21 protein-coding genes are annotated in these 23,086 nt (G+C 58.9%); 11 read left to right on the top strand and 10 right to left on the bottom strand.

Features of this window, described 5'->3' with window-relative positions; all coding sequences use genetic code 11:
- Positions 1–6 precede the first annotated feature (6 nt).
- Genes G3N94_RS18945 through G3N94_RS18920 form a run of 6 tightly spaced genes read left to right on the top strand, consistent with a single transcriptional unit; the run spans position 7 to position 4,940 of the window.
- On the top strand, positions 7–612 hold the full coding sequence (locus G3N94_RS18945; protein WP_205794111.1) for a hypothetical protein: 606 nt from the start codon (positions 7–9) through the stop codon (positions 610–612).
- Complete coding sequence (locus G3N94_RS18940) at positions 609–1,136, top strand: hypothetical protein (RefSeq protein ID WP_205794110.1); 528 nt, start codon at positions 609–611, stop codon at positions 1,134–1,136. Before G3N94_RS18945 ends, G3N94_RS18940 begins: the two co-directional genes overlap by 4 nt.
- Positions 1,137–1,151: 15 nt before the next feature.
- Positions 1,152–3,533: a secretin N-terminal domain-containing protein gene (locus G3N94_RS18935; protein ID WP_205794109.1), complete on the top strand. Its 2,382-nt coding sequence runs from the start codon at positions 1,152–1,154 to the stop codon at positions 3,531–3,533.
- A gap of 10 nt (positions 3,534–3,543) precedes the next feature.
- Positions 3,544–4,020, top strand: a complete 477-nt coding sequence (locus G3N94_RS18930; RefSeq protein WP_205794108.1) for a type II secretion system protein — start codon at positions 3,544–3,546, stop codon at positions 4,018–4,020.
- Positions 3,995–4,435: a type II secretion system protein gene (locus G3N94_RS18925; protein WP_205794107.1), complete on the top strand. Its 441-nt coding sequence runs from the start codon at positions 3,995–3,997 to the stop codon at positions 4,433–4,435. The genes G3N94_RS18930 and G3N94_RS18925 overlap by 26 nt, the downstream gene beginning before the upstream one ends.
- Before the next feature lie 13 nt (positions 4,436–4,448).
- Positions 4,449–4,940 (top strand): type II secretion system protein, encoded by a 492-nt coding sequence (locus G3N94_RS18920; protein WP_205794106.1) that lies wholly within the window; start codon positions 4,449–4,451, stop codon positions 4,938–4,940.
- Positions 4,941–5,135: 195 nt separating this feature from the next.
- Here the strand turns inward: G3N94_RS18920 and tnpC are convergent, their stop codons facing one another.
- The 3 genes from tnpC to G3N94_RS18905 form a co-directional block, all read right to left on the bottom strand.
- Complete coding sequence (gene tnpC, locus G3N94_RS18915) at positions 5,136–5,501, bottom strand: Tn3 family transposase post-transcriptional regulator TnpC (protein ID WP_205794105.1); 366 nt, start codon at positions 5,499–5,501, stop codon at positions 5,136–5,138.
- The gene (locus G3N94_RS18910) at positions 5,498–8,494 is read right to left on the bottom strand and encodes a Tn3 family transposase (protein WP_205794104.1); all 2,997 of its coding nucleotides are present in this window, start codon (positions 8,492–8,494) and stop codon (positions 5,498–5,500) included. Before G3N94_RS18910 ends, tnpC begins: the two co-directional genes overlap by 4 nt.
- 269 nt (positions 8,495–8,763) lie before the next feature.
- Entirely contained in the window at positions 8,764–8,955 is a 192-nt protein-coding gene (locus tag G3N94_RS18905) for a hypothetical protein (protein WP_241021940.1), read from the bottom strand.
- 218 nt (positions 8,956–9,173) lie between these two features.
- On the opposite strand from G3N94_RS18905, the gene G3N94_RS18900 reads away from it, so the two are divergent.
- The 3 genes from G3N94_RS18900 to G3N94_RS18890 all read left to right on the top strand — a co-directional run bounded on the left by G3N94_RS18900 (position 9,174) and on the right by G3N94_RS18890 (position 10,650).
- Positions 9,174–9,410 (top strand): type II toxin-antitoxin system ParD family antitoxin, encoded by a 237-nt coding sequence (locus G3N94_RS18900; protein WP_205794103.1) that lies wholly within the window; start codon positions 9,174–9,176, stop codon positions 9,408–9,410.
- A complete protein-coding gene (locus G3N94_RS18895; protein WP_205794102.1) occupies positions 9,407–9,745 on the top strand; it encodes a type II toxin-antitoxin system RelE/ParE family toxin in 339 nt (112 codons plus the stop codon). Before G3N94_RS18900 ends, G3N94_RS18895 begins: the two co-directional genes overlap by 4 nt.
- A 203-nt stretch (positions 9,746–9,948) precedes the next feature.
- Entirely contained in the window at positions 9,949–10,650 is a 702-nt protein-coding gene (locus G3N94_RS18890; RefSeq protein ID WP_205794101.1) for an IS6 family transposase, read from the top strand.
- Between the two features lie 168 nt (positions 10,651–10,818).
- On the opposite strand, the gene G3N94_RS18885 is transcribed toward G3N94_RS18890, so the two are convergent.
- The 3 genes from G3N94_RS18885 to G3N94_RS18875 are packed head-to-tail and all read right to left on the bottom strand — an operon-like array spanning position 10,819 to position 14,398.
- Positions 10,819–12,240, bottom strand: coding sequence for a cytochrome c (locus G3N94_RS18885; RefSeq protein ID WP_241021939.1), 1,422 nt, complete (start codon positions 12,238–12,240; stop codon positions 10,819–10,821).
- Between the two features lie 14 nt (positions 12,241–12,254).
- The gene (locus G3N94_RS18880) at positions 12,255–13,862 is read right to left on the bottom strand and encodes a GMC family oxidoreductase (protein ID WP_205794100.1); all 1,608 of its coding nucleotides are present in this window, start codon (positions 13,860–13,862) and stop codon (positions 12,255–12,257) included.
- Positions 13,863–13,873: 11 nt separating this feature from the next.
- The gene (locus G3N94_RS18875; RefSeq protein ID WP_205794099.1) at positions 13,874–14,398 is read right to left on the bottom strand and encodes a sugar dehydrogenase complex small subunit; all 525 of its coding nucleotides are present in this window, start codon (positions 14,396–14,398) and stop codon (positions 13,874–13,876) included.
- A gap of 653 nt (positions 14,399–15,051) precedes the next feature.
- On the opposite strand from G3N94_RS18875, the gene G3N94_RS18865 reads away from it, so the two are divergent.
- Positions 15,052–16,238, top strand: a protein-coding gene (locus tag G3N94_RS18865) for an IS3 family transposase (protein WP_205794097.1) whose coding sequence is annotated in 2 segments (ribosomal slippage) — positions 15,052–15,349 and positions 15,349–16,238 — 1,188 coding nt in all. Because the reading frame shifts where the segments join, the coding sequence is not laid out codon by codon here.
- 624 nt (positions 16,239–16,862) lie between these two features.
- Here G3N94_RS18865 and G3N94_RS18860 read toward each other — a convergent pair.
- The 3 genes from G3N94_RS18860 to G3N94_RS18850 form a co-directional block, all read right to left on the bottom strand.
- Positions 16,863–17,987: a methyl-accepting chemotaxis protein gene (locus tag G3N94_RS18860; RefSeq protein ID WP_346778715.1), complete on the bottom strand. Its 1,125-nt coding sequence runs from the start codon at positions 17,985–17,987 to the stop codon at positions 16,863–16,865.
- 64 nt (positions 17,988–18,051) lie between these two features.
- Complete coding sequence (locus tag G3N94_RS18855; RefSeq protein WP_205794096.1) at positions 18,052–19,185, bottom strand: porin; 1,134 nt, start codon at positions 19,183–19,185, stop codon at positions 18,052–18,054.
- Positions 19,186–19,362: 177 nt separating this feature from the next.
- Positions 19,363–20,703: an MFS transporter gene (locus tag G3N94_RS18850; protein ID WP_205794095.1), complete on the bottom strand. Its 1,341-nt coding sequence runs from the start codon at positions 20,701–20,703 to the stop codon at positions 19,363–19,365.
- 658 nt (positions 20,704–21,361) lie between these two features.
- Here G3N94_RS18850 and G3N94_RS42480 point away from each other — a divergent pair.
- Positions 21,362–21,844, top strand: a complete 483-nt coding sequence (locus tag G3N94_RS42480) for an alpha/beta hydrolase (RefSeq protein WP_241021938.1) — start codon at positions 21,362–21,364, stop codon at positions 21,842–21,844.
- A gap of 322 nt (positions 21,845–22,166) precedes the next feature.
- Here the strand turns inward: G3N94_RS42480 and G3N94_RS18840 are convergent.
- On the bottom strand, positions 22,167–23,086 hold a 920-nt coding region (locus tag G3N94_RS18840; protein WP_205794093.1), incomplete at its 5' end, for an IS256 family transposase.

Genomic DNA, 23,086 nt, shown 5'->3' with positions numbered 1-23,086 from the left:
AAACGGATGACGCTCAACATCATTCTCGGGCTCGCAACGCTAACCGCGGCGGAATGGGTCGCCTGCGGAACATTGATGCTGGGTCTTTCGCTGGCCGGCATCGTCACGCCTTTGCTGTACCAGGAACTGCATGTGCAGAAGGACCAGCTGCGTGCACTCGAGCGGACTTCTCAGCGATCAGATGTGAAGCCAATCGGCGGTGCCAGGCAGGTGACACAACGTCTCAATCACTTCTACTCGGTGCTTGCCCCTGAAGATCAGCTGGAGAGTTCGGTTGGAAAACTTTTCGATCTTGCTGGCCGGTCAGGCGTGACACTCGAGAAGGCGGACTATCGAATCGCCACCGAAAAGGCCGGGCAATACAAGACGTATCAGATTGACGTACCCATCAGGTCCAGTTACTCGACTATCCTGGGGTTCTGCGAGCAGGTACTGGTCGAACTACCGTTTGCCTCACTCGACGCAATCAGGTTCCATCGAGACAAGGTCAGCAGCGGGCAGGTCGAGGCAACGATCAGACTGACGTTCTTTGTCACTTCGCAACCCTCGTGGCCCTCGCCAACCAGTCTGTCGCCGACGGGAACGCGCCTCATCACGGAGACGGTCAGATGAGAGTGCGCCGCATGGTATTGGCAGGCGGGTTGATATCCTCCGCACTCGTTGCGGTGTTCGGGGATCGCTCGAGCCCTGGCGAAGTGGTATTGGCCACCCACGCCGCACCGGGCCCGGCGCCCACGCAGCGTCCGGCAGAGGCTCACTCGGCAACTGCAAACGCGTCCGATCATGTCGACGTCGCACCTGCTGGCGTTCTCCTGCTTCAGGACCGCGTGCTCCCGACGTCACACACGAACGAAAAGCCGGACGTCGCACCATTTGGCGTTCTGTCCTGGGCGCCTCCTCCGCCGGCGCCCTCCGCTCCGGCGAAACCATCTGCACCGCCACTGCCATTCACTTACCTGGGAAAGGAACTCGACGGAGATCAATGGCGCGTCTTCCTGGCACGAGAAAACGAGGTTCTGATCGTCAAGGCCAACGACATCATTGGTGACACGTACCGGATCGAGGACATTGCACCCCCGACCGTGACGATTCTCTATGTGCCTCTGAATGAGACACAACAGTTGACTATCAAATAGCGAGCGGCGCGGGCTATGTCACCAAAAACCCTCCTGTTCAGCATTGTTCTCGTGGCGATACTGTCCGCGTGCGGCAGCGAGCGGGCATTGCGCGAAGCGCACAAGTCATTCGATGCGGGCAAGGTGGACGAGAGTCTCGCCACGTTGCGAGCCGAACTCAAGCATGAGCCGACCAATGCCGCATTGCGGGCGACGTACCTGCAACTGCGCGATCAAGCCATCGTCACGTGGCTTGAGGCGGCTAAGGACGCTACACGCAAAGGGAGTCCGACGATCGCCCGCGACGACTATCAGAAGGTTTTGAAGCTTGACCCGGACAATGACCGTGCGAAGTCGGGATTGCAGCAGCTCGATGCCGATGCACTTCACGCAAATTGGTTAGACCAGGCCCGAACAATGGCAGCCAGGAAAGACGTCGATGCGGCAATAGCGTTGCTCCGAAAGATTCTTGCCGAAGACCCCGCCAATGGCCCGGCGAGGACCCTGTCGAAGTCTCTGGAGGAGCAGCTTGAGCGCCCGCCTGTTAACCTTCAAATGGCGGCCGCACTGAAGCGGGTTCTGTCAATCGATTTCAAGGACGCCACGCTTGGCCAGATTTTTGAGGTTCTATCTCGCACATCGGGCATCAATTTTGTCTTCGACAAGGATGTCCGCACAGACCAGAAAACTTCCGTTTTCCTAACTAGCACAACCGTCAAGGAAGCCATCGATGTCGTGTTGATGACCAATCAGCTGGAAGAGCGCACGCTCGACAGGAAAACGATGCTCATCTATCCAAACACGCCGGCCAAGCTCAAGGACTACAAGTCGCTCACTGTGCGCACCTTTTTCCTCGCTCACGCCGATCCGGAACAGGTTGCCAATACGCTCAAAACGATCGTGAAGACTCGCGATCTCATCGTCGACAAGAAGGAAAGCACGGTCATCATGCGCGACTCACCGGAGGCCGTTTCGATCGCGGAAAAGCTGGTTCAACTCCTGGATTTGCCGGACCCGGAAGTGATGTTGGAGGTCGAGATCCTGGAAGTCGACCGGGACCGACTGTCAAGCCTCGGCATCAAGTATCCCGACCAGCTTACGCTGACGCCATTGACCAACGGATCGAACAATACGTTGACGCTGGCCGATCTGGGTCGACTGACGACGGCGGGGGTTGGAGCGACAATCACGCCGCTTACGGTCAACGCGAGTCTGACGACGACGGATGCAAATCTGCTCGCGAATCCCCGCATTCGCGTGCGTAGCCGCGAGACTGCCAAGATCCTGATCGGCGACAAGGTCCCGAATATCACCTCCACATCGACGGCGACCGGCTTTGTGTCGTCAAACGTGCAATATCTCGACGTGGGGTTGAAACTGGAAGTCACGCCAGTCATAGCGTCCGATGGCGAAGTGGAAATCAAGATCAATCTCGAAGTGAGCAACATCGCCAATCAGTTGACGACCTCGCAAGGCACGATCGCTTACCAGATCGGAACCCGGTCCGCAGCCACGGTGCTTCGACTCAAGGATGGGGAAAACCAGGTCCTGGCCGGCCTGATCAATGACGACGATACTCGAAGCGCGAACAGGGTCCCTGGACTCGGCCAGCTACCGATACTGGGCAGACTCTTTTCCAGCCATCAGAACGACTCGAAAAAGACAGAGATCGTCCTTTCGATAACGCCTCATCTCATTCGCAGCCTACCGAGCCCGGATGCACGGCTGCTGGCATTCGACTCCGGTACCGAGTCGAACTCACGCAGCCTGGAGCGGAGCGACGCCGGTGGGAACCTCGTCGCGCCCAGCACGTCGCCTGCAGCCCTTCCTGCCGTTTCGAAAGAGGCACCGAGCGGTGGAGCGGTAGCGGCGACACCGGCAAGCGCCAGCAGCACCATCAATCCATCCCCGGGCGTGCCTGGAACCTCCGCATCGGGTCCGTCAGTCGGTTCTTCGGCGAATGGCGGATCTGACACAACCAACGGCACTGCTCAAGCGACCTGGCTTGCACCGGCGCAAGCCAAGGTCGGTGAGCCGTTCACCGTGCAACTGGTTGTGAACTCGAGTCTGCCGGTCACGGGTATCCCGCTGGCGATAGGCTACGACCCGAAGAAGCTGGAGGTGGCCAGTGTTGTGGAGGGGGACTTTCTGAAACAAGGGGGCGTACCGACCAGTTTCCAGGTTCGGGCGGATTCCGCTACGGGGCAGATATACGTGACCGACACATATACTGGCGACGGTCAGGCGGCTGGCGCCGGAGCGACCGGTCAGGGTGCCGTTCTAACCGCAACGTTCAAGCCGATCAGCTCGGCCAATCCCACCTCGCTCGCGATTGTTTCGATGACCCCGCTCGGACAGAACGGGACGACGGTTCCACTTGCGCTGCCGGCACCGCAAGCCATCGTTGTCGTACCCTGAAGGGTGCTACATGCGGAACGCTCAGAACGGTTTTACGCTGATCGAGCTTCTCGTCACGCTGGCAGTACTCGCAGTGTTGGCCTGCATCGCTATCCCGATCGCGCAGGTATCCGTCCAACGCGTGAAAGAGCAGGAGCTGCGCGTTGATCTGCGGGAAATGCGCACAGCGATCGACGCATACAAGGACGCAGCGGAGCACGGCCGTATCGAGAAGGCGGCCGACAGCACCGGCTATCCAAAGGATCTCAAAGTTCTCGTCGATGGCGTCGAGGATGTCCGGGATCCCAAAAAATCGAAGATCTATTTCTTGCGTCACATTCCACGTGACCCGTTCTCCACGGACGCCAGCATCGCTGACGCGGATACATGGGGGAAACGCAGCTATGCGAGCGAAGCGACTGATCCGCAGGAAGGCGAAGATGTCTACGATGTCTATTCGAAATCACCAGCTATCGGACTCAATGGCATCCCGTATCGTAGGTGGTAGCGAACCAGGTGCATCTTGCGGGCCGACGAGACGGCGTCGTCACCATGGCACCAACGGCTTCACGCTGATTGAACTGCTCGTTGTAATGGCGATCATCGCCGTCTTACTAACCCTTGCCGTGCCGCGGTACTTTCAGGGTATCGAAGCATCGAAGGAGACGGTGCTGCACGAAAATCTGCGAATCATGCGTGAGACCATCGACAAGTTCTACGCGGATGCCGGGCGTTACCCCGATAGTCTCACCGAACTTGTGGACAAGAAGTATCTGCGCGCGATCCCCATTGATCCCGTGGCCGGGCCGACGGCTGAGTGGAAGATTCTGCCGCCTGACGATCCCGACCAAGGAAAGGTCTACGACGTTAAGAGTAACGCGCCGGGAAGCGACAGGCATGGGACAAGGTATGCCGACTACTAGGACCAGGCGGGGTATGCCGCCGAAAGGATTTACGTACCTCGGATTGCTGATTTTTGTCGCGATCCTTGGAATTGTCTCCGCGGCTGCGGCGGAGCTAGGTTCGATCGCCCGGCGCCGGTCCGCAGAGGCGGAGCTTCTATTTGTGGGCGCGCAGTTTCGTGCAGCCCTGAAAAGCTACTATGAAGCCACGCCTCGCGGGAGCAACCCATACCCCTCGTCACTTCAGGCCTTGCTCAAAGACCCGCGCTTTCCAACCGTCGTTCGTCATCTACGCCAAATCTACCCCGATCCAATTACCGGACGAACAGACTGGTTGCTGGTCATGGCGCCCGGTGGCGAAATCATGGGGATAGGTAGCGCTTCTGCCCGGCGGCCGATTAAGACCGCCGGATTTACCGAGCCGTTCGAAACCTTTGCCGGTAAGAGTAGTTATTCGGAATGGGTTTTTTATTATCAAATGTCCCCCATCGCTGTCGCACACCCCTCTGCCACCTCGACACCTTAGCTGCGAGGCGTCAATGGGGCGTTTCTGGAGGCACGAAGTTTGGCTATCTGGGCTGGCTCCCGCAAAAGTCAAACACGGCCAGCATTTCCGGCGTTACAGGTCGGTTTATCAGACACCTTGCCGAATCGCCATCCAGACTCAGTATTGCCCGTTTGGTGAGGATAGCCAGGATGCTGGCGGAGTGGGCAATGTCTCTCAGCTGTCGCCAGACTCGTCGTCCGCGTACAGCGCTTCAAGCGGTTCGAGGATCGTTCTCACCTGCGTGAGTTCCGCAACGAATTCGTCGATCAGGTCGAGCGTATCCAGCACCTGCTCGGGCAGGGTGCCCTCGTGTCGCGAAGGCACCGACGGCGCCCCGTTCAAGACCGAGTGCGCCATGCGGTGAATTTCCAGCAGATTGTCACGCAGCCCCTCGGGATCATGAAGTTGCGTTCGGATGCGATCGACGATGTCGACGGCAGCCAGCAGGCGGATCGTGTCATAGCTCGATTCGAGTCGCTCGAGCGCGGCGGTGTCGACGTTGCCGAAATAGGTGGTGGTGATAGCCGGACGTGCAGTCATGGGCGGGGCGGAAAGTGACGTGTCACATGGCCGAACAGCGGATCCTTGATCCAGGCTTCCGGCCGGCGGTCTAGGTGCAATTTGTAGTGGCCGAAGCGTCGGATGTTGTGGGTCGGGTACGGGCTCAGAAATTCGATATCGTCGGCGCGCACTTTCTCGCCGTTTGCCGCCATCTCGCGTAGCGCCTGCATCATGTCCACTGTATTCTGCAAGATCACAGCCGACGCGACCAGATCGTTGTAGCGTAGCCGTTTCTGCTGCTCCTCTGGCTCGTTCTCGGCGATCACGTCTCCGCCGAACGACAGCCATTTGGAAAAACCATTGTACGACTCGATCTTGTTCGTGTTTGCGGTGACCTCCTGCCGCAATTCGAGGCTGCCGATCCACTCGAGCAGGAATACCGTGCGAACGACGTTGCCGAGCTCGCGCGCGGCGAGGTACAGCCGGTTCTTGCGGCTTTCGGAGCCGAGCCGACGCAGCAGCAGCGGCGACGAAATCGTGCCCGCCTGAATCGACAGCGCGACTTGCATCAGCTCCTGCCAGTGCTGCTCGATCAGCACCCAGTCGATGGTCGCCGTGAACAGCTTGTCGATGTGCTTGTATTTAACCTTGCTGTCCGGCCGGTACAGGACGAGGTCCTTCCAGTTGCGAATCCGTGGCATCAGGTTGATGCCGAGCAGGTACGTGAACGCGAAAACCGCGGCCGACTGGCCCTGCGTGTCAGCATGAACGGTGTCCGCCTTGACCGACAGCCCGGCCTTCAGCAGTCCCTCGATCACATAGATCGCTTCCCACACGCCGGGCGGAATGAAGTGCTGGAACACCGCGATATAGTTGTCGGCGACGTGCCGATACGCGACTGCGCCCATTTTCCGGTAGCGGAAATGATAGCCTGCCAGCAGGTTGTTGTCGTAGAAGTCGTACTGCGTGCCGTCGGCCGCGACTGTCTTGCCATCGCCCCAGTGTTTCGGCAGGTCCAGCCTCAGGTACAGTTCAATCAGCTCGCGTTGTGCAGTCTCGAGCTTGTCCAGGCTCATATGCCGACGGTTGACGAACGACAGCATGTGCGCGGTTACATCGGAGTCGAGATGGCGGGCCGCCTGAGTCGGGCCGAGATTGCAGCCCATCGCGAAAATAGTCAGCAGGTAGCGCTCGGCGGCTTTCCGAATCTGCGGGTCGCTCCCAGACAACGGTCCGAAGTGCCGCGTGAAATGGGTCCAATGCTCGATGTTCGCAAGGATGTCCAGCATGTTCCGCGTCGGCAGGCGGGCGTTGAGCCGCTCCTGCAAAGCGATCGCGCTCGCAGGGATCTCCTTCGCGACGGTTTTGCGCAGGATCGGCTCGCCGTGACGGTCGATCACGACGTGCTCGCGCTTTCGCGGTAATTCGGCGTCGAGCTTGCTGGAGGCATCTGTCAGCCATTGACGAAGATGACGCACGAAGTGACTGCCGGTCGTTGGCATGCCGAGCTTGTCGCAGTAGTCTGGCAACTGCTGCTCGCATTGCCGCCACGGCAGCAGGTGGTCGCGATAGTCGGCGTACGCATCGGAGCCCGATACGCACAGGTCACCGACCCGCAGTTCCTCGGCCATGTACGAGAACACACAGAGCTCGAGATACCGGCGATTGGTCGGCGATCCATCGCCGTGCGAGCGCCGCACGAGCTTACGCCACCGCGGCGCGGCAAAGCTCACATCGACGTCCGCATCGATCCACTCCCGATGCAGCGATTCGTTCTCCAGCACCGCGTCGAGTGCGTTCAGCAGCGTGCGGACCGGGCTGGTCGAATCCCAATCGAGGGTACGGGCAACACGCGTCATGACCGAGCGGTGCGCCTTGAAGTGCTTCCAGAGCAGCGGCAGATAGTTGCGGCCGCTGAACGCGCGAATCGCCGCACAGCTCTCGCGCAACGGCTCCAGATCGCCTTTCGGTGCGAGCAGCTTTCTGACCGCCCGGGCGATGGCTGTCTCGTCGGATTCGTCGGCGAGGATGTCGACTACGCCGTCAAGCAAGCCTACGAGATCTTCGACTTGATCACGCTGTTTGCGTTGAATTGCGTCCAGCTCGTCGCTTGCGCGCTTGTGGATGGCACCCATGCGCCGGACAAACATGTCGGCGAGGTCGTCGCGGGCGCGCACGCGCATGCGGTTGAGCAGCGCGACGATCAATGTGTAGCGCTTCTCGGGCAGCGTGTCATTCCTGAGCGCCGCCGCGTCGAGCGCCATCGCCTGATTTGCCAGCGAGCGCAGCTTCGAGGCTGGAATCCCGGCGATCGCCAGTGAAAAATCGCCGAGGTCGTCGAGCCAGGCAACGTGGTCGATCAGCAGGTCCAGATGCTGGCGCGATGGGCGTTTCGCATGACGCTTGATCCGGTTGTAGGCAGTCTGCCGGCTCGACAGATCGCGCGCGAGCAGTCGGTCGAGCGCGAGTTTCTGTTCATCGGTCAGGCGTCGCGTGACGCGCTTGAAGAGTCGGGACTGCGCCCGAGCGTGGATTTGTTCGGTCAGCCGGTCGAGCGTCGAGAACGCCGGTAGCTCGATATCGCGCGCGATCAACTCGTCGATCGTTGCGTTGATGATGTCTACCGGCTGGTCCATCGTCAGCGACGCCGTGTGTGCTGCTCGTGTGGCGATTGCGTTCGCGTCGGTGCCGTAATACGGCTTCACGTCGAGCCACGTGCGTACCGCGGTGTAATGCCGAAAGAGCGTTGGAGATGACGCGGTGTCGTAGCCGAATTGCACGATGTCGCCGATATCGGCGGCTGCCCGAACGTGACCAACGATGGCGGTCGGAATGGTGTCGAGCGGCGGGAAATAGTGAAGTTGCTGAAAGACCTTAAGCAGCACCAGCAGGCCTAGGCGAGGTCGCTCACCGCGCGTTGACCGGCGTGCCCATTCGAGTTCGTCGGGCAGTGGCGTGTAGCCGGTTTGCAGTTCCCGGGGTGCCAGAACCTCGGGGAAGCGCGGGTACGCGGTGCGTTCGAGGGTAGCCATGCGGATCGTCCGGATCGCAGAGGGCCGCTCAGATTAGCGCAAGAAAATCGGACGCTACTGCCCCGGATCGTAATGATCAGGGCCATCTTTATAACTTCAAGGCTTATGATAGGAATTTGCGCTTACCTTGTTCATGCCCCGTTATGCACCGTTTCTGTGGATAGCCGCCCCCTTTTCTGAAGACGATTTTGACGTGCATTCGAGGTATCCCGGTCGACTGACCGTTAGTTGTTTTTGCGGTATTCACCGCGCATATGTTGGTGCCGAGCTCAGAAGGTCTTGACCACGCGCGGGACTCTGGTTTTCGAAGGCTCGAGATAGAGTCCGGAGCGGCTCGGCGTGACGTTGGCCGCCGGATAGACTTCGAGCACCTGCAACAGCGCCTTCCTGACCATTTCCCTGAACTTCTTGTCCGAGTCGACGCCCGAGCCGAATTGCAGCTTGAGCGCTTCCCAAGGCACGGTCGTCGGTGAACGTAGGGAGAAGTTGCAGATAAAATGGCGTCAGTACTTATTATGTCAAATAATGGCTGTTCAAGCCGAGGAACGTGCGGTCGAACGCAGCGCACCCGGTCGCGTCTACGGCTCCTTGTTCACCTGTGCCAGACACCGTCCATACGTCGGCAAGCTAGTGGCAGCATGCTTTGGCAAAATTTGCCAAATCGTGCTAGAGTGATTTCATGACCACGATGAACATTTCCCTACCGGATTCGCTGAAGGACTACGTCGACGAACAGGTCGACGTGGGCGGCTACGGCACGAGCAGCGAGTATGTCCGCGAACTGATCCGCAAGGACCAGGATCGCAAGCGTCTGCGCGCGATGATCTTGCAAGGCGCGACGTCCGGCCTCGCAGCACCTATCGACGCCGACTACTTCGAATCGTTGCGCACCCGTGTGCGTACTTATCGCAAATGACGGCTAAGCCCGTCATCCCGACAAGGCTGGCCAGGCAGGACGTGGAGGACGAGCTGACCCACTACCTCGTGGACGAAGGCTCGGAGCAGGCAGCTCTCGGATTCATCGCGGAGATCGAGCGGGCATACGCGCGACTCTCCAAGCACCCCAACATCGGATCTCCTCGTTACGCGTTCGAGCTGGACGTCCCGGGCCTGCGTTCGTGGCCGCTTGATCGCTATCCACACCTGATCTTCTATATTGAGCGCGAGACTCATATCGAAGTCTGGCGCGTGCTCAACGGCAAGCGTGATATTCCGACGTGGCTGGAAAGCAACGACGGTGAAATTCATTGACGGCTTTGTCAAGTTGATGATGCTGGTCTGATCGATGTCGATAAGATACGGTATCCTCATTAAATAGTCGATGGGGATCGTGGGCTTGCCCAGTCATGCCAGGCGAGCAGACGTGCCTGAAGCGCTGCACGATGACAAGTGGATCTGTTGCAGTAAGGCGGTCCGCTATGATGTGTGGAACGACACGAACAACTGAAAGCTCAATGAAGACGTTGAATCCGGCGGTGGCCCGTGTGCTCAAGCGCCTGCATTATCCGCTGAATGTGATCCTGACTTGCGTGCGCTGGTACGTTGCCTATCCGCTGAGCCTGCGTCATCTGGAGGAGATGATGGCGGAACGCGGCGTCTCGGTCGATCATTCGACCGTCCACCGCTGGGCCATCAAGCTGCTGCCGGTACTGGAGAAAGCGTTTCGCCTGCGCAAGCGGCCGGTTGGCAAGAGCTGGCGCCTGGACGAGACGTACATCCGCGTCAAGGGGGAATGGCGGTATCTCTACCGTGCCGTCGACAAGGACGGTAATACCGTTGACTTTCTGCTGCGCGCCCATCGGGACAAGTCTGCGGCCCGGCGTTACCTTGAGAAGGCGATCGCCCGCAATCGAGTGCCCGAAACGGTAACCGTCGACAAAAGCGGCTCCAATCTCGCGGCTCTGGAAGCAATCAATGCCGATCGTGAGGTGCCCATCAAGATCCGCCAGTCCAAATATCTCAACAACGTGGTCGAGCAGGACCATCGGGCAATCACGCGACGCACGCGGCCCATGTTGGGATTCAAGACGTTTCGCTGTGCGCGGAACTTGCTGGTCGGCATCGAACTGATGCATATGATCGCCAAAGGGCAGATGCAGTGTGCTCGCGGAATCCGCCCGTCCGCCGCCGATCAATTCTATGACCTCGCAACATAAGCAGTACTTCGTATGTCGATCTCGATCGCCCCTCGGGTCTTACTGCGACAAAACCCGGCGACTGCAGCGCCGATCAGTTTCAGATGGGAGTGAAATGAAGGCATCCCACATTCCTCCATGGATATTGTTAATGAATCGCTATACGATCGGTCCGCAGTCGCCGGATCATCACGCCGCTTGGGCAGGTTTCCGGCGCCTGCGCCCCATCAGTACAAGGACACCAATGATGACCACTGCCACGATCGCCATTCCGACGCGAGCGAGCATGACAAGCGAGGACGGCTCTCCTCCTGCACGCAGCGTCCTGACCCGCTCGACGGTCACCGTTGCAGCCGGATTACCATAACGCTTGAGCAGGTAGTTGCCGAGCGTGGTGATCTGTTGGTCCGTGAGCAAGTCCGCAAAGCCGGGCATCAGCACGTCGGGCGTATCCGGCTGGCGTTGTACGCCGCTCAACATCACCATCACGAGGTTGTCGGTATTCGTGCGTCCCAGCGCGGTGTTATGGAACAGCGAAGGCAACCCCCCGTCGCTGGCCCCTTCGCCCTTTGCCTGGTGGCACGATGCGCAGTAGCCGTCGTACAGCTGCGCGCCGCTGAGCTGGCTGCTGTCTGCCGGCCATGGCGTGCCCCGCACGTCCTCCAGATCGCTCACCGGCTTGCCCCACGCGTCTGCGGGCTGGGTATCTGCCGCGTCGTGGATCGCCGGCACGGATTTCAGATACACCGCCATCGCCTTGAGGTCCGCTTCGCTCAGATGCCGAAGGCTGTTGTCGACCGCTTCGGCCATCGGCCCGGCCGCCTGAGCCTTTTCGGGGGCATGCCCGGTGCGCATGTAGTTCACCAGGTCCGTTTCGTTCCACGCACCCACCCCGCTATTGCCATCCGACGTGATGTTTGGCGCATACCAGGCGCCGACCTGACCACCCGCAAGATCACGCGAAAGGTCCTCGGCCATGAGGACGTTGCGGGGGCTATGACAGGTGCTGCAGTGTGCGAGGCCACGCACGAGATACGCGCCCCTGTTCCATTCAGCGCTCTTCGCAGGATCGGCCACGAACGGTTTCGGGTTCAGAAACAGCGCGTTCCACGCGGCCATCGACAAGCGGATGTTGAACGGAAACGGCAAAGCCGTTTCGCGCGGCGCTTCATCGACCGCCGCGACGCCATGCATGAAATACGCGTACAGCGCCTTCATGTCATCATCGGTCACCTGCGCATACGAGGTGTACGGCATCGCCGGATACAGATGCGCGCCGTCGGCGCGCACGCCCTTGCGCACCGCATTCGAGAACTGGTCAAAGGTGTAGTTGCCGATGCCGTGCACGCCGGAGGGCGTGATATTGGTCGAGATGATGTCGCCGAGCGGCGTCGACAAGGGCAGTCCGCCGGCAAACGGCTTGCCGAGCGGTGCCGTATGGCATGCCACACAGTCGCCGGCCGCAGCCAGATACGCGCCGCGCTTGATCAGTTTCGCGTCATCGACACTTTGCGCGTGCGCCGTCCCGCTCATCGCGATCAGGCTACCGAGGGCCGCCAGCGCGCAAAGCGCGGCTTTGGTCCGGACGGACATCCGTTCAGTCAATTTCATGGAGATCCGCTCCTTCAGGCCATCGTGGCATGGATATGTTCGGCCGTGCGCAGGGCGAGCGCCACCGCCGTCAGTGTTGAGTTCACCGTAGCGGCCGTCGGCATCACGCCGGTACTCGCAATGAACAGGTTCTCGTGGTCGTGCGTGCGCCCGAATGCATCGACGACCGAATCCTTCGGGTCGTGGCCCATGCTCAGCGTACCGGTGATGTGCTGGTTGTTAGCGTACTGCCCGTCAGGCGTAAAGCGCAGGTTCGTGCCGCCCAGCAGTTCCGCGATGCGGGCAAAATGCTGCTTGCCCATTGCGGCGCCTTTGTGCACATAGTCGTCCAGCGCGTAATGGACCTGAGGCGTGGGTAGCCCGAGCGCATCCTTGTGCGAACTGAGCGTCACGCGGTTCTCCGGATTGGGCAGCACTTCGAGCACCGTCTTCAGGTTCATCTGGCGCGCGGCGTGATAGCGCAACTGCTTTTCGAGCTCGGCGCCATACACACCTGCCTTGATCAGATCCTCGGTGACCGCACGCACCTGCGAGATGTTCGTAAAGTCGAGCCGGAACGCCGCCGACTCCGAGCGGAATGCGCCATCGCGCAGCGTGTTTATCGACGAAGGGCTTTGCGGCCCGCGACCCAGCCACATTTCTTCGTCCGCATCGAACGTCAGCGAGCTGCTCGGATGATCCATCAGATGACGGCCGACCATCCCCGAGCTGTTCGCGATCCCGGTCGGGTATTTGTCGCTTGCCGACAGCAACAGCAGCTTCGGACTCTCGATCCCGTTCGCCGCCAGCACGAAAATCTTGCCCGTTACCCGGTGCGTGCCCTTGTCCGGATCGTAGTAGTGAACCGCCATGATCTTGCCGCTGGCATCGTGCTCGAGACGGTACACGACCGCATTGGGCAGCACATGTGCGCCCGCCTTCTCCGCTGCCTGCACGGCGATGCCGCCCGTGTACTGCGCATCGATCGGGCAGATCGGTTGACAGTTGTTGTTGCCGCAACAGGCCGGCCGCCCATCGTAGTTGCGGCTGTTGCGTGCCGTTGTATTGGTGACCACGGAGTAACCACCCGGGGCCAGGCGCTCACGCACCCGTTTCATCGCCCACGGCTCGACCACCGGTTCCATCGGGAACGGCTTCGTGCGCGGCGAGCCCGTATTGGGCGCCCCGGAGACACCCATCTTCACTTCCGCTTCGTAGTAGAACGGCTCGAGATCGTCGTAGCTGATCGGCCAGTCCTTGCCCACCCCGTACAGCGTCTTCAGGCGCATGTCGTTGGGCAGCACCCGCCACGCGTGCGCGGCCCAGTGCCAGGTCGTGCCCCCCACCACGCGAAGGTACTCGGCCGGATACGGATACGGGCCGGCCTGCACCAGATAGCCGTTATCCTTCGGATGAAAGACCGGATGCGGCGCCCACGGCACGCCCGGATCATACGGCGCAACCCAGTCGCCCTTGCGCGGCGAGTTGCGGTAATTCGCGGTAATCCGGCCGCGGTCGATGCGCGGCCCCGCCTCCAGAATCAACACCGACATGCCTTGCTTGACCAGGCGTTCGGCGACCAATGCGCCGCAGATGCCCGAACCGATCACCACGACGTCGGCCGAATCGTATTGTTGTGCCATCTTTATTCTCCTCAGGCCGGTTGTGCCGCCCAGCTGCCATACACGCCATACGAATAGCTTGGCGGTTTGAGCCGGTCGGAGGTTAGGACATTGAGCAGGTTCGTCTCGAACGTGATGCACCGCGCACGTTCGCCGTCGCCCACGATGCCGGTATACCAAGCCGTGACGATCCGGCGTGGCAACGCCGCCAACGGGGATTTCTCCGCGTCCAGCATTGGTTGCAACTGCATCGGATCGGCCTTGTGTTCGTTGATGTATGCGAGCAATTGTTGGTGCTGCTCGCGAAAGGCGGCCTCATCGCTTATCAGCGCCTGATAAAGCCGTGCCGCCTGGCCTACATCCGGGGAACCCTGCCCCGTAAGGATCTTGGACACTTGCATGAAACTGTCCGGCGCCGCCATCTTCGCGGAACTGGGCTGAGCCTTCGCCCAAGGAATGAGTGTGGAACTGCATGCGGCAACAACACTAGCCAGCAAGAGGCGCCTCCGAAGGTTCGGCAGATCGCCCCCTCCGGGAAAAGAATCAATTTCACTCATGGTCATCCACCTCATCATCCGCAAGAAAAGGGCGACAATTCTGGACATCAATTCTAAAAAATCAATTTCTTGTATTTTTTGTAAAACATTATCTAATAATTTGCAACATTGCTGGGTAATACTTTTAACAGCAGCTCTATTTATATGACGATATATTCTCCGGCGGTCAATTCAGACTTCGCCGCACATGGAAGCCTGGTCCTTCCTGTCAAGTACCCGTGAGATTGGCCCCAACGTCTTCAGCCGCGACGGGTCCCGCCAGATCGGACATCCTCCTGCGGTGCGTTATCGAAACCATCAAGCCGCTGTTGGCCGACCTGACCCGACTCGACTCGATCTGCAGCGACAGGGATGTGCACTCCGTGCCCCTTCGGCACCCCGCGTACAAACGTTGACGCATCATCATTCATTGCGGGTCCGGCAACAACGTCCGGCGCCTAATGGCTCTTCACAGCGACAACCAGGCGATTGTCCACCCCAGCGACGCCTGGCACACTCGCAGCAGCGGCTCCCGCCTTGCCGATCTGTGCCGAAACAGGCACCGTTCCGGCCAGCGCGACCTTTCCATGCTTGACGAGTGTCCTGATGTGACCCTGCCTCGAATCCACGTACAGCAAGAAGTTTGATAACTTTTTGTGTGTACGGAGAGAAGCATGTCAGAGAAACGGGTACCGCGAAGGCAATACACGCAGGAATTTAAGATGGAAGCGGTACGGCTGGCCGAGAGCGTCGGTCAGCATGAGGCCGCTCGTAGGCTGGGCGTGCCGGTGGCCACACTGGGGAACTGGTGCCGTGATCAGCGCAGCGGCAACACGGACACGGCAACAGGGCCGGCTGCCAGCACGCCGGTGTCCAGCCGTCGTCCAGTCAACGATCTGGAAGCCGAAGTCAGCATGCTGCGCAAGGAACTGGCCAGCGCGAAGCTGGACATCGAGATCCTTCGAAAGGCGCCGGCATACTTCGCGAAGAGGTCGCGATGAAGTATGCATGGATCGATCAGCGTCGCGACCGCTACAGTGTCAGCCGGCTTTGCCGGGTTCTGGGTGTGTCACGCAGCGGCTATTGCCAATGGCGTAGTCGGGGACCGAGTCTGCGAGCTCAGGCCAATACCGCGTTGGACGCCGAGGTCGCCGCCATTCACCGCGCCAGCCGTGGCCGCTATGGCCGTCCTCGCATCGTGCAGCAATTGCGTGCTCAAGGCCGGCCGGCGAGCGCCGAACGTGTGCGACGCAGCCTGCAACGTCAGGGGCTGCGCCCGGTCTACAAGCGCCCGTATCGGGTGACCACGGATTCGACGCATCATCTGCCGGTGGCGCCGAATCTGCTGGATCGCCGCTTCGACGGCTGGCAGCCCAATCAGGCGTGGGTAAGCGACATCACGTTCATCAGGACCGGCGAAGGCTGGTTGTATCTGGCAGCGATCCTGGATCTTGCGAGCCGGCGCATCGTGGGTTGGTCGATGTCCGAGCGGATCAACGCGGATCTGGTCTGCCAGGCATTGCGCAGCGCTTGCTGGCAACGCAAACCACCACCGGGATTGCTGCTGCACTCCGATCGCGGCAGCCAATACGCCAGTCGTGCTTACCGGAAACTGAGCGCCTCGTTCAAGATAAACGTTTCAATGAGCCGTCGTGCCAACGCCTGGGACAACGCCCCGATGGAGAGCTTCTTTAAGACGCTGAAGGTCGAAAGAATCTATCAGACTCACTACGAAACGCGCGCCCACGCCCGCCTGGATATCGTCGATTGGATCGAAGGCTATTACAATCGGCAACGCTTGCATACCTCGATCGACTACCTTGCCCCCGTCGACTACAAGGTCAGGTTGATCGCCGCATGAGTTGCTGTACGTGAAAACGAGGCAGGGTCAGTTGGTCGGTGATGCGGGTTCCGGACATGCGGCTGATCGCTTCTTCTTGATTTGATCAGCCATCGTAGAACCCGGCCGACTCGGCGCCGCCGGTGGGGAGAAGTCTCCGGCGGCTACGCCGCCTCCGACTTCTCCCCACCGGCCAAAACCTCTGTCGCTATACCGGCCAAAATGATTGTCGCCGCGCACTCCCGTAACCACTGTCCTTGGGAGCCACGTTTGCCGATGCGTATGCGGTTACGTTGCCCGGGGTAGTAGGGCCTGGTATCAACCCCGAGCATTTTTCGCTTTTATTCGAGCGATTCTGGCGTGCCCCTGGTACTGAGCATTAAGGATCGGGGCTGGGTCTTGCCATCTGTAGCGAGATCGCCCGTGCACATGGTTGACTAATATCCGTTAAAAGCCTTACGTCGGGGTCGAGATTTCCCGTTTCCTTTGGAGACAAAGAGCGTTGAGCGAAAAAGATCAGGGGATTGATGGCGCTCGGAAATTTCCAATTGCCTTTTTTACCGGCCAATGTTCGCGGAGCGTGGGACTATCGACGATAGCGGTTCAGCAATTGAGGTTGCATGGCAACACCACGTCACCCAATATCTACATAAGCTTGAATGAAGACACTGCCGCCCTGAGCATTCCGGACTGTTCTTCTAGCGAGTGTGCCGCAGCAGCTGCTTGCTCGACCAGAGCCGCATTTTGCTGCGTGACCTGATCCATCTGGACGACTGCAAGATTGACTTGAGCAATGCCGTGACTTTGCTCCTCGGACGCCGCGGAAATCTCGCCGACGATGTCGGAGACGTGTTTCGTCGAACTTCTGATATCGCTGATGACGGTGCTGACTTCGATTGCTTGCTGCGAGCCCTCCTCGATCATCGCAACGGACGATGCGATGAGTTCCTCAATCTCTTTTGCAGCCGTAGCAGACCGTTGGGCAAGGCTGCGGACTTCGCTAGCCACGACAGCAAATCCTTTGCCCTGCTCGCCAGCCCTGGCGGCTTCGACTGCTGCGTTGAGGGCGAGTATGTTTGTTTGAAATGCAATGCCATCGATTACGCTTGTAATCTCGGCAATTTTGTTCGAACTGCCGCTGATTTTTTCGATGGTGTGGACCATTGTCTGAACGACTTGGCTGCCGGTCTCCGCAATGGCGGTGGCCTTCGTGGCAAGCTCGCTTGCTTGATACGCGTTGTCGGCGTTCTGTTTAACGGTGTTGGTGATTTGAGCCACGCTGGACGCCGTTTCAGCCAGTGAAGCGGCTTGCTCCTCCGTGCGCGCTGACAGGTCGAGGTTTCCCGCGGCGAGTTCTTGCGTTGCGGTATCAAAGATGTCAATCGAAACGCGTACCGTGGATATTGTCTCTTCGACGCGGTGCATCAGGCGGTCGAACTCCGTGGCGGCACGTCCGAACTCGTCCTTGCGAGGGCTCGCGGACCTTCTCGTCAGGTCAAGCGTGTCCGCGATTTCTTTGAATTTTTGCCGCTGCCGATTGAGTCCACCGCAAACAGTGCGATGCAGATGGAGGCCGCCGAGTATCGAGACGCAACATCCTACCTGCGTGGTTGCAATGACGATTGTCAGCGCGACACGATGCGCAGCGTCGGCATTGGGTTCGAAGATGAGTCCGATCCCGCTTGCCACCCCCGCGCCGAGCATCAAGGCCGTACATGTACCGAATGTCAGAAGGAACTTGAGCTTGATCGAGATGGCAAGTTTCTGCACTATGATTCCTTTGAAAAGATGCTGAGTACCGCAGACGCGCTTCTAACGCCGGCGCTACCCGTGGTCAAAAAAGATGCCGGATGCCGGCAATCACGCCCAATTGTCCAACACCTGCGGCTGGCGTCGTACCGCCACCACCCGAACTCAAGGTGTAACGAGCGTGGGCGCTATTCCACAGGTATGACGACTGCAGATAGACGGCTGTCGCCTTCGAAAGGAAATATGTGCCTCTCAGTGTGGTCATGGTCGCGCGAGTGTTTTGGTCGCTGTTCACGATTCGAAATGCTTCCCCATCCAAAAGAACTGATGGTGTGACCTGATACGCGGCGCCGACGAAGAACAAATTGGAACGTACATCTGGCACCGCTGGTGAGATGGTCTCGACGTGACGACCAATCCAGCCAGCACCCAGCCTGACTGGGCCCAGCTTGCCGTACCCGCTCAATTGCATGCGAACATCCTTGTCGCCCTCGTTCGTCAGTGCAAACGGCGCGATGCCGTTGAAGAAGTTCGCGGCGGCCCCGGCGCCACCTCGTTGCTCATCATAGGATGCAGACACACCAAACGCGGGTGCATCGTACTTGATCATCGCGCTCCACTGTCGGCACTGAGTGAAGTGTCCGGCAACTGAGCCAACACAGGCTCCTTGCCCGGGAGAATTGCCGGTTCCGGCGGAGTCGCGGCCAAAGGAGTAGGTGGCACCGAGCGTCAGACCGCGAAATGTGCCCATGTAGGCAATTGTGTTGTCGCTGCGAGCGTTGGGGATGTAGGTGTCCAACGATGCGCTGCCGTAGATGTCAGGGCCGAGAATATCGGAGTCCGTTAAACCCCAGAATGTCATGGAGTATTGCCGTCCAAACGAAACGGTGCCCCAGGGGCCTTGCAGGCCGACCCATGCTTGCCGGCCAAACAATCTACCGCCCTGTCCTAAATCACCACCTCTCGGATTAAAACCGCTTTCGAGTTGGAAGATTGTCTTAAGTCCACCACCGAGATCCTCTGTGCCACGCAACCCCCAACGCGACGGTATCTCACCAGTGATGCCTGGCATCCGAATCATCTTGTCTCCGGTAGCGTTTGCGTGCGACACAAATTCGATGCCCGTGTCAATCACGCCATACAGGGTGACGCTACTTTGAGAGAAAGCTGGGGCGCTGAAAAGGGCCAGTCCTGCGAAAATCCATTTCGACTGCTTCATTTGTCTCCGCTCCATCGATGGCTGGGTAATTCCCTATTATTTATAGGACTACAAAAAATATGAATGCGTAGATCGGATAAGGCAAATTTGGAGATCGGCGAAGTTTCGGATTGGCCGCAAGGGCGATTGCACAGGCCGATGCGTGTCAGTGACGCCCGGTTCGACAACGCCGGCGTCTTAGGCAACTACTTCTTCGGAACGTGCGGAGCGCACCTGTCGTCCGCACGCGAATATCGAGATAGAGGCGATAGCGGCAGGTGCCGCAACGATTGCGAACAGAACCGGAAAACTGATCTGGGCCGACAGCAGTGCGCCACCAATGAGTGCGCCGACAACCGATCCGAGGCGCCCAATGCCGAGTGCCCAACTGATGCCAGTTACTCGACTGGAGGTTGGATAATATCTAGCCACATATGCGTTTGCCCCGATCTGGGAGCCGCTGATGCAGAAGCCGACACCCATGACTGTTACTGCCAGCAACGTACCCGAGACTAAGCCAGTGGTGACGAGAAAGATTGCACCAAACGCGTAGGACAATGCCAGAATCGCGGTCGGGCTTGCTTTATCCATCATTCGACCAATAACCAATGCACCGATCGTTCCGCCTACCTGATACATCACGGCCACTTTCGAGGCAATCGCGAGTGGCATACCCGAGTTATGTACAAGCGTTGGCAACCAGTTCGTCAGCAAGTAGACAACCAACAAGCTCATGAAGAAGACGGCCCATAGAAGCATCGTGACGGTGCGATACTCGGGAGTGAACAGCTGTCGAACGGGCGAAGTGTTTTGAGCGACTTCGTTCAACGTAAACCTCGCGTTCTCCGGAACGTTGGCAGGCGAAATCTTTCGAAGAATCCGCGCAATGAGCTCTTGCGACACACCTTTTTGCAACATCAGGTAGCGTACTGACTCTGGCAAGCTGACCAGCATGATCGGGAACAGAAGTATTGGCAGCACACCACCCAGGATCAAAATGCTGCGCCAACCAAGTGTGGGCAGAAACTGAGCCGCGGCGATTCCGCCTAACCCTGAGCCCAAGGTGAATCCGCAGAACATGACCGTTGTCAGAAAGGATTTCTTGCGCTCGGGGCAATATTCGGACGTTAGCGCAATCGCATTCGGCATGGCTCCCCCCAATCCCAGGCCGGTGACGAAGCGGAGCGCGATGAGGAGTTCGATGTTTGGGGCGTATGCACTAACAAGGCTGGTAAGCCCGAAAAAGGCGACAGTTGCAATCAGCGTTTTTCGCCGCCCGATCCGATCGGCCAACGGGCCGAACAGGAGTGCTCCGACCATCAGCCCGATGAGGCCCGAGCCGAAAAGCGCGCCCAGAACCGTCGGCTGAAGGTGCCATTCTCGGCTGAGTGCCGGTGCGATGAATCCCACGCACGCGGTATCGAACCCGTCGACCGCAACGATCGCGAAGCAAAGCCATAGGACGCGCCATTGGAAGAGTGATACCGGCTGCGTGTCGAGCCAGCTGCGAACCTCGAGCCTACCTTCTGATGAATGCATTTTTTGTCTCCAAATCCATGTTTGCTATTTGTAGTGCGGAGAAGGTTGCCGAGTTCAGAAGAACGCGTCTACGCAGGTGCATGAATGCAGGCCATTCACCGCAGTTATTTTGGTCCGCGACGCCCAGCCTGCTTGAATGCGCCGATACTTGCGGTTGGTGCATAGGGGAAAGCTGCACTAGCGCACTATGTGTACCCATTGCCAATTTGCATCGGATCTCCGGACGTCTCGACAAGGAGCGTCGAGGCAATCGATGTCGTGCTGCGGCGGTGGAGCGGCAGTCAGCCGGAATTCGTTTGAATTGACTGATCTCGCTATTGCATTGCGAAGCGGTTCTGACGTTTGTCGCAAGTTGAATTCATGCATCGGTCGAGGTGCCCAAAGTGGGCGCCCGAGCGGTCGGAATTTGATGCGGGGACGACCATTCATTGTCGGATCCTGACTGCGCCGTGGATTTGAGCGTTGCAGTCGGACGTTGCAACTTGTCAGCACGGTTACAGGTCGATTTGAAACTATTTGTTTCAGATGTAGGATGGCAATCGATATTCATCTTGATCAGGATGGAATACATTCTGGCCGATTCTGCGTGCGTATCCTATGGAGCATGGCGGCTACCTCGCGGCTTGTATGACGTGACAACCTTTGAAAGGAGGTGGGCATGTACGAGGGCAAGAGTGAAGTCGGCGACGGGCAGGCTTCGTCGCCGGTCGCATCGGCGACGAATACGGTCGACGTACTTGGCAGCGACTATGTTTTCCCGAACGAGCTAGAAGGCCTTCCTGCACGGCTGTCGGATTTCGAGGATTTGCAGATCAAGTCGCTCAAGACCAGCGATGGCGTGAAGCAGTCTTACTGGGAAGCAGGTCAGGGAAAGCCGCTCATTTTTGTGCTAGGTTGGGCTGCGTCTGGCGCGGAGTACATTCACGTGATGTATTTGCTTCGTAAGCACTATCGCGTCCTTGTTCTCGATCCGCGCAATCAGGGACTTTCCCAGCGGGTCGATTACGGAGCGCGTATTGCCCGCTTCGCAGTAGATCTGAGGGATTTCTCAGACCACTGGATACGTTGTGCGATGACATCTCTCGATAGAACAATCCCGGGAAACTTTGCGAACACACCGAGAGTCGCATATTCAGCTTGAGCCATCTGAATAGGTGCCCCGTGAAAGACAAGACTAACGGCAGCGTAGTCCAGGCAAAAACCATTGAAGCTGAACGATCGCCCAAGCGACGGGGCCTGTAGCGGTCCGGCCATCGCCCGCTTCATGACACGACGTATCCTTGCAAGAACTTCGCGGACATTGAGCGGCTTCAATATAAAGTCATCCGCCCCACAGTCGAGAGCTTTGACACGCTCGACGACATCGTCGCGCGCCCCGATCATGACAACGGGCAGATCATCACCTCCGCGCCGCATGGAGATATCGTCAAGTCTGGTGTATGAGCAGTTGATAGCCGGCGATGTCAGGCGGCGAGTTTCTGCTGAACCGGTTGATCGTCCTGCACCGGTTCTCCGTCCTTGAAGGCAATGCCATCAAGCAACAGCTTGATCTTTTCCGGGCCGTTGATACGGCGCCAGGTTTTCTCAGCCTCCTCAATCAGCTTGAATGCCAGACCGAGGAAGGTCGGCCGCGACACGCAGTTGCGCGTACGCGCTGTGCGGTGGCGCACCGTCGCGAACGTCGACTCAATGGCGTTTGTTGTCCGCAGGTGCTGCCAGTTCTCCACAGGATAGTCGTAAAGGGCCAGCAAGCTCTCTCGATCGTTCTTCAACGTCTCGGTCACCTTCGGATATTTCGCCCCATTGATCGACACGAAACGATCGAACGCGGTGTGGGCTTCGGCGCGTGTCGCAGCCATCCAGATCGCCTGCATGTTCGGCCTTCGCGCGAGCCTGTTGCGACTTCGGCAGAGCATTGAGCACATTGCCCATTTTGTGGAACTTATTCCGACATCGGCGTAATGAAACCAGCAGCGCTGGCCCTGCGTCGCCGGAAACGCGTCTTCCAGAGCCGCCCAGAAGCCCATTGCGCCGTCGCCGACGGCCAGCCGTGGACCTGCTTGCAAGCCCCGCGCTTTCAGATCGAGCAGCAGCTCCAACCACGATGCCTTCGTTTCTCGATACCCGTCACCGATCGCCACGCGCTCTTTGCTCCCATCGGGCTTCACACCGATGATCACCAGCAGGCATTGGCCATCGGAGTTCTCGCTGCGCAGCCCGGCGTGAATGCCGTCGACCCACCAATAGACGTAGCACTGACCTTGCCCTCGAAAAACGTATCCGTTACTGAGAGTGTGTAAAACTTCAGTGACGGAGGATTGAGCAATGGGTAACCCGAGGGCGCGGTACACGCTGGAATTCAAGGTTGAGGCGGTTCGCATGG

The organism is Burkholderia sp. Ac-20353, assembly GCF_017104785.1.
Taxonomy (GTDB): Bacteria; Pseudomonadota; Gammaproteobacteria; order Burkholderiales; family Burkholderiaceae; genus Burkholderia.
The sequence above is the reverse complement of the archived record's forward strand: the minus strand, read 5'-3'. Positions and strand labels throughout refer to the sequence as shown.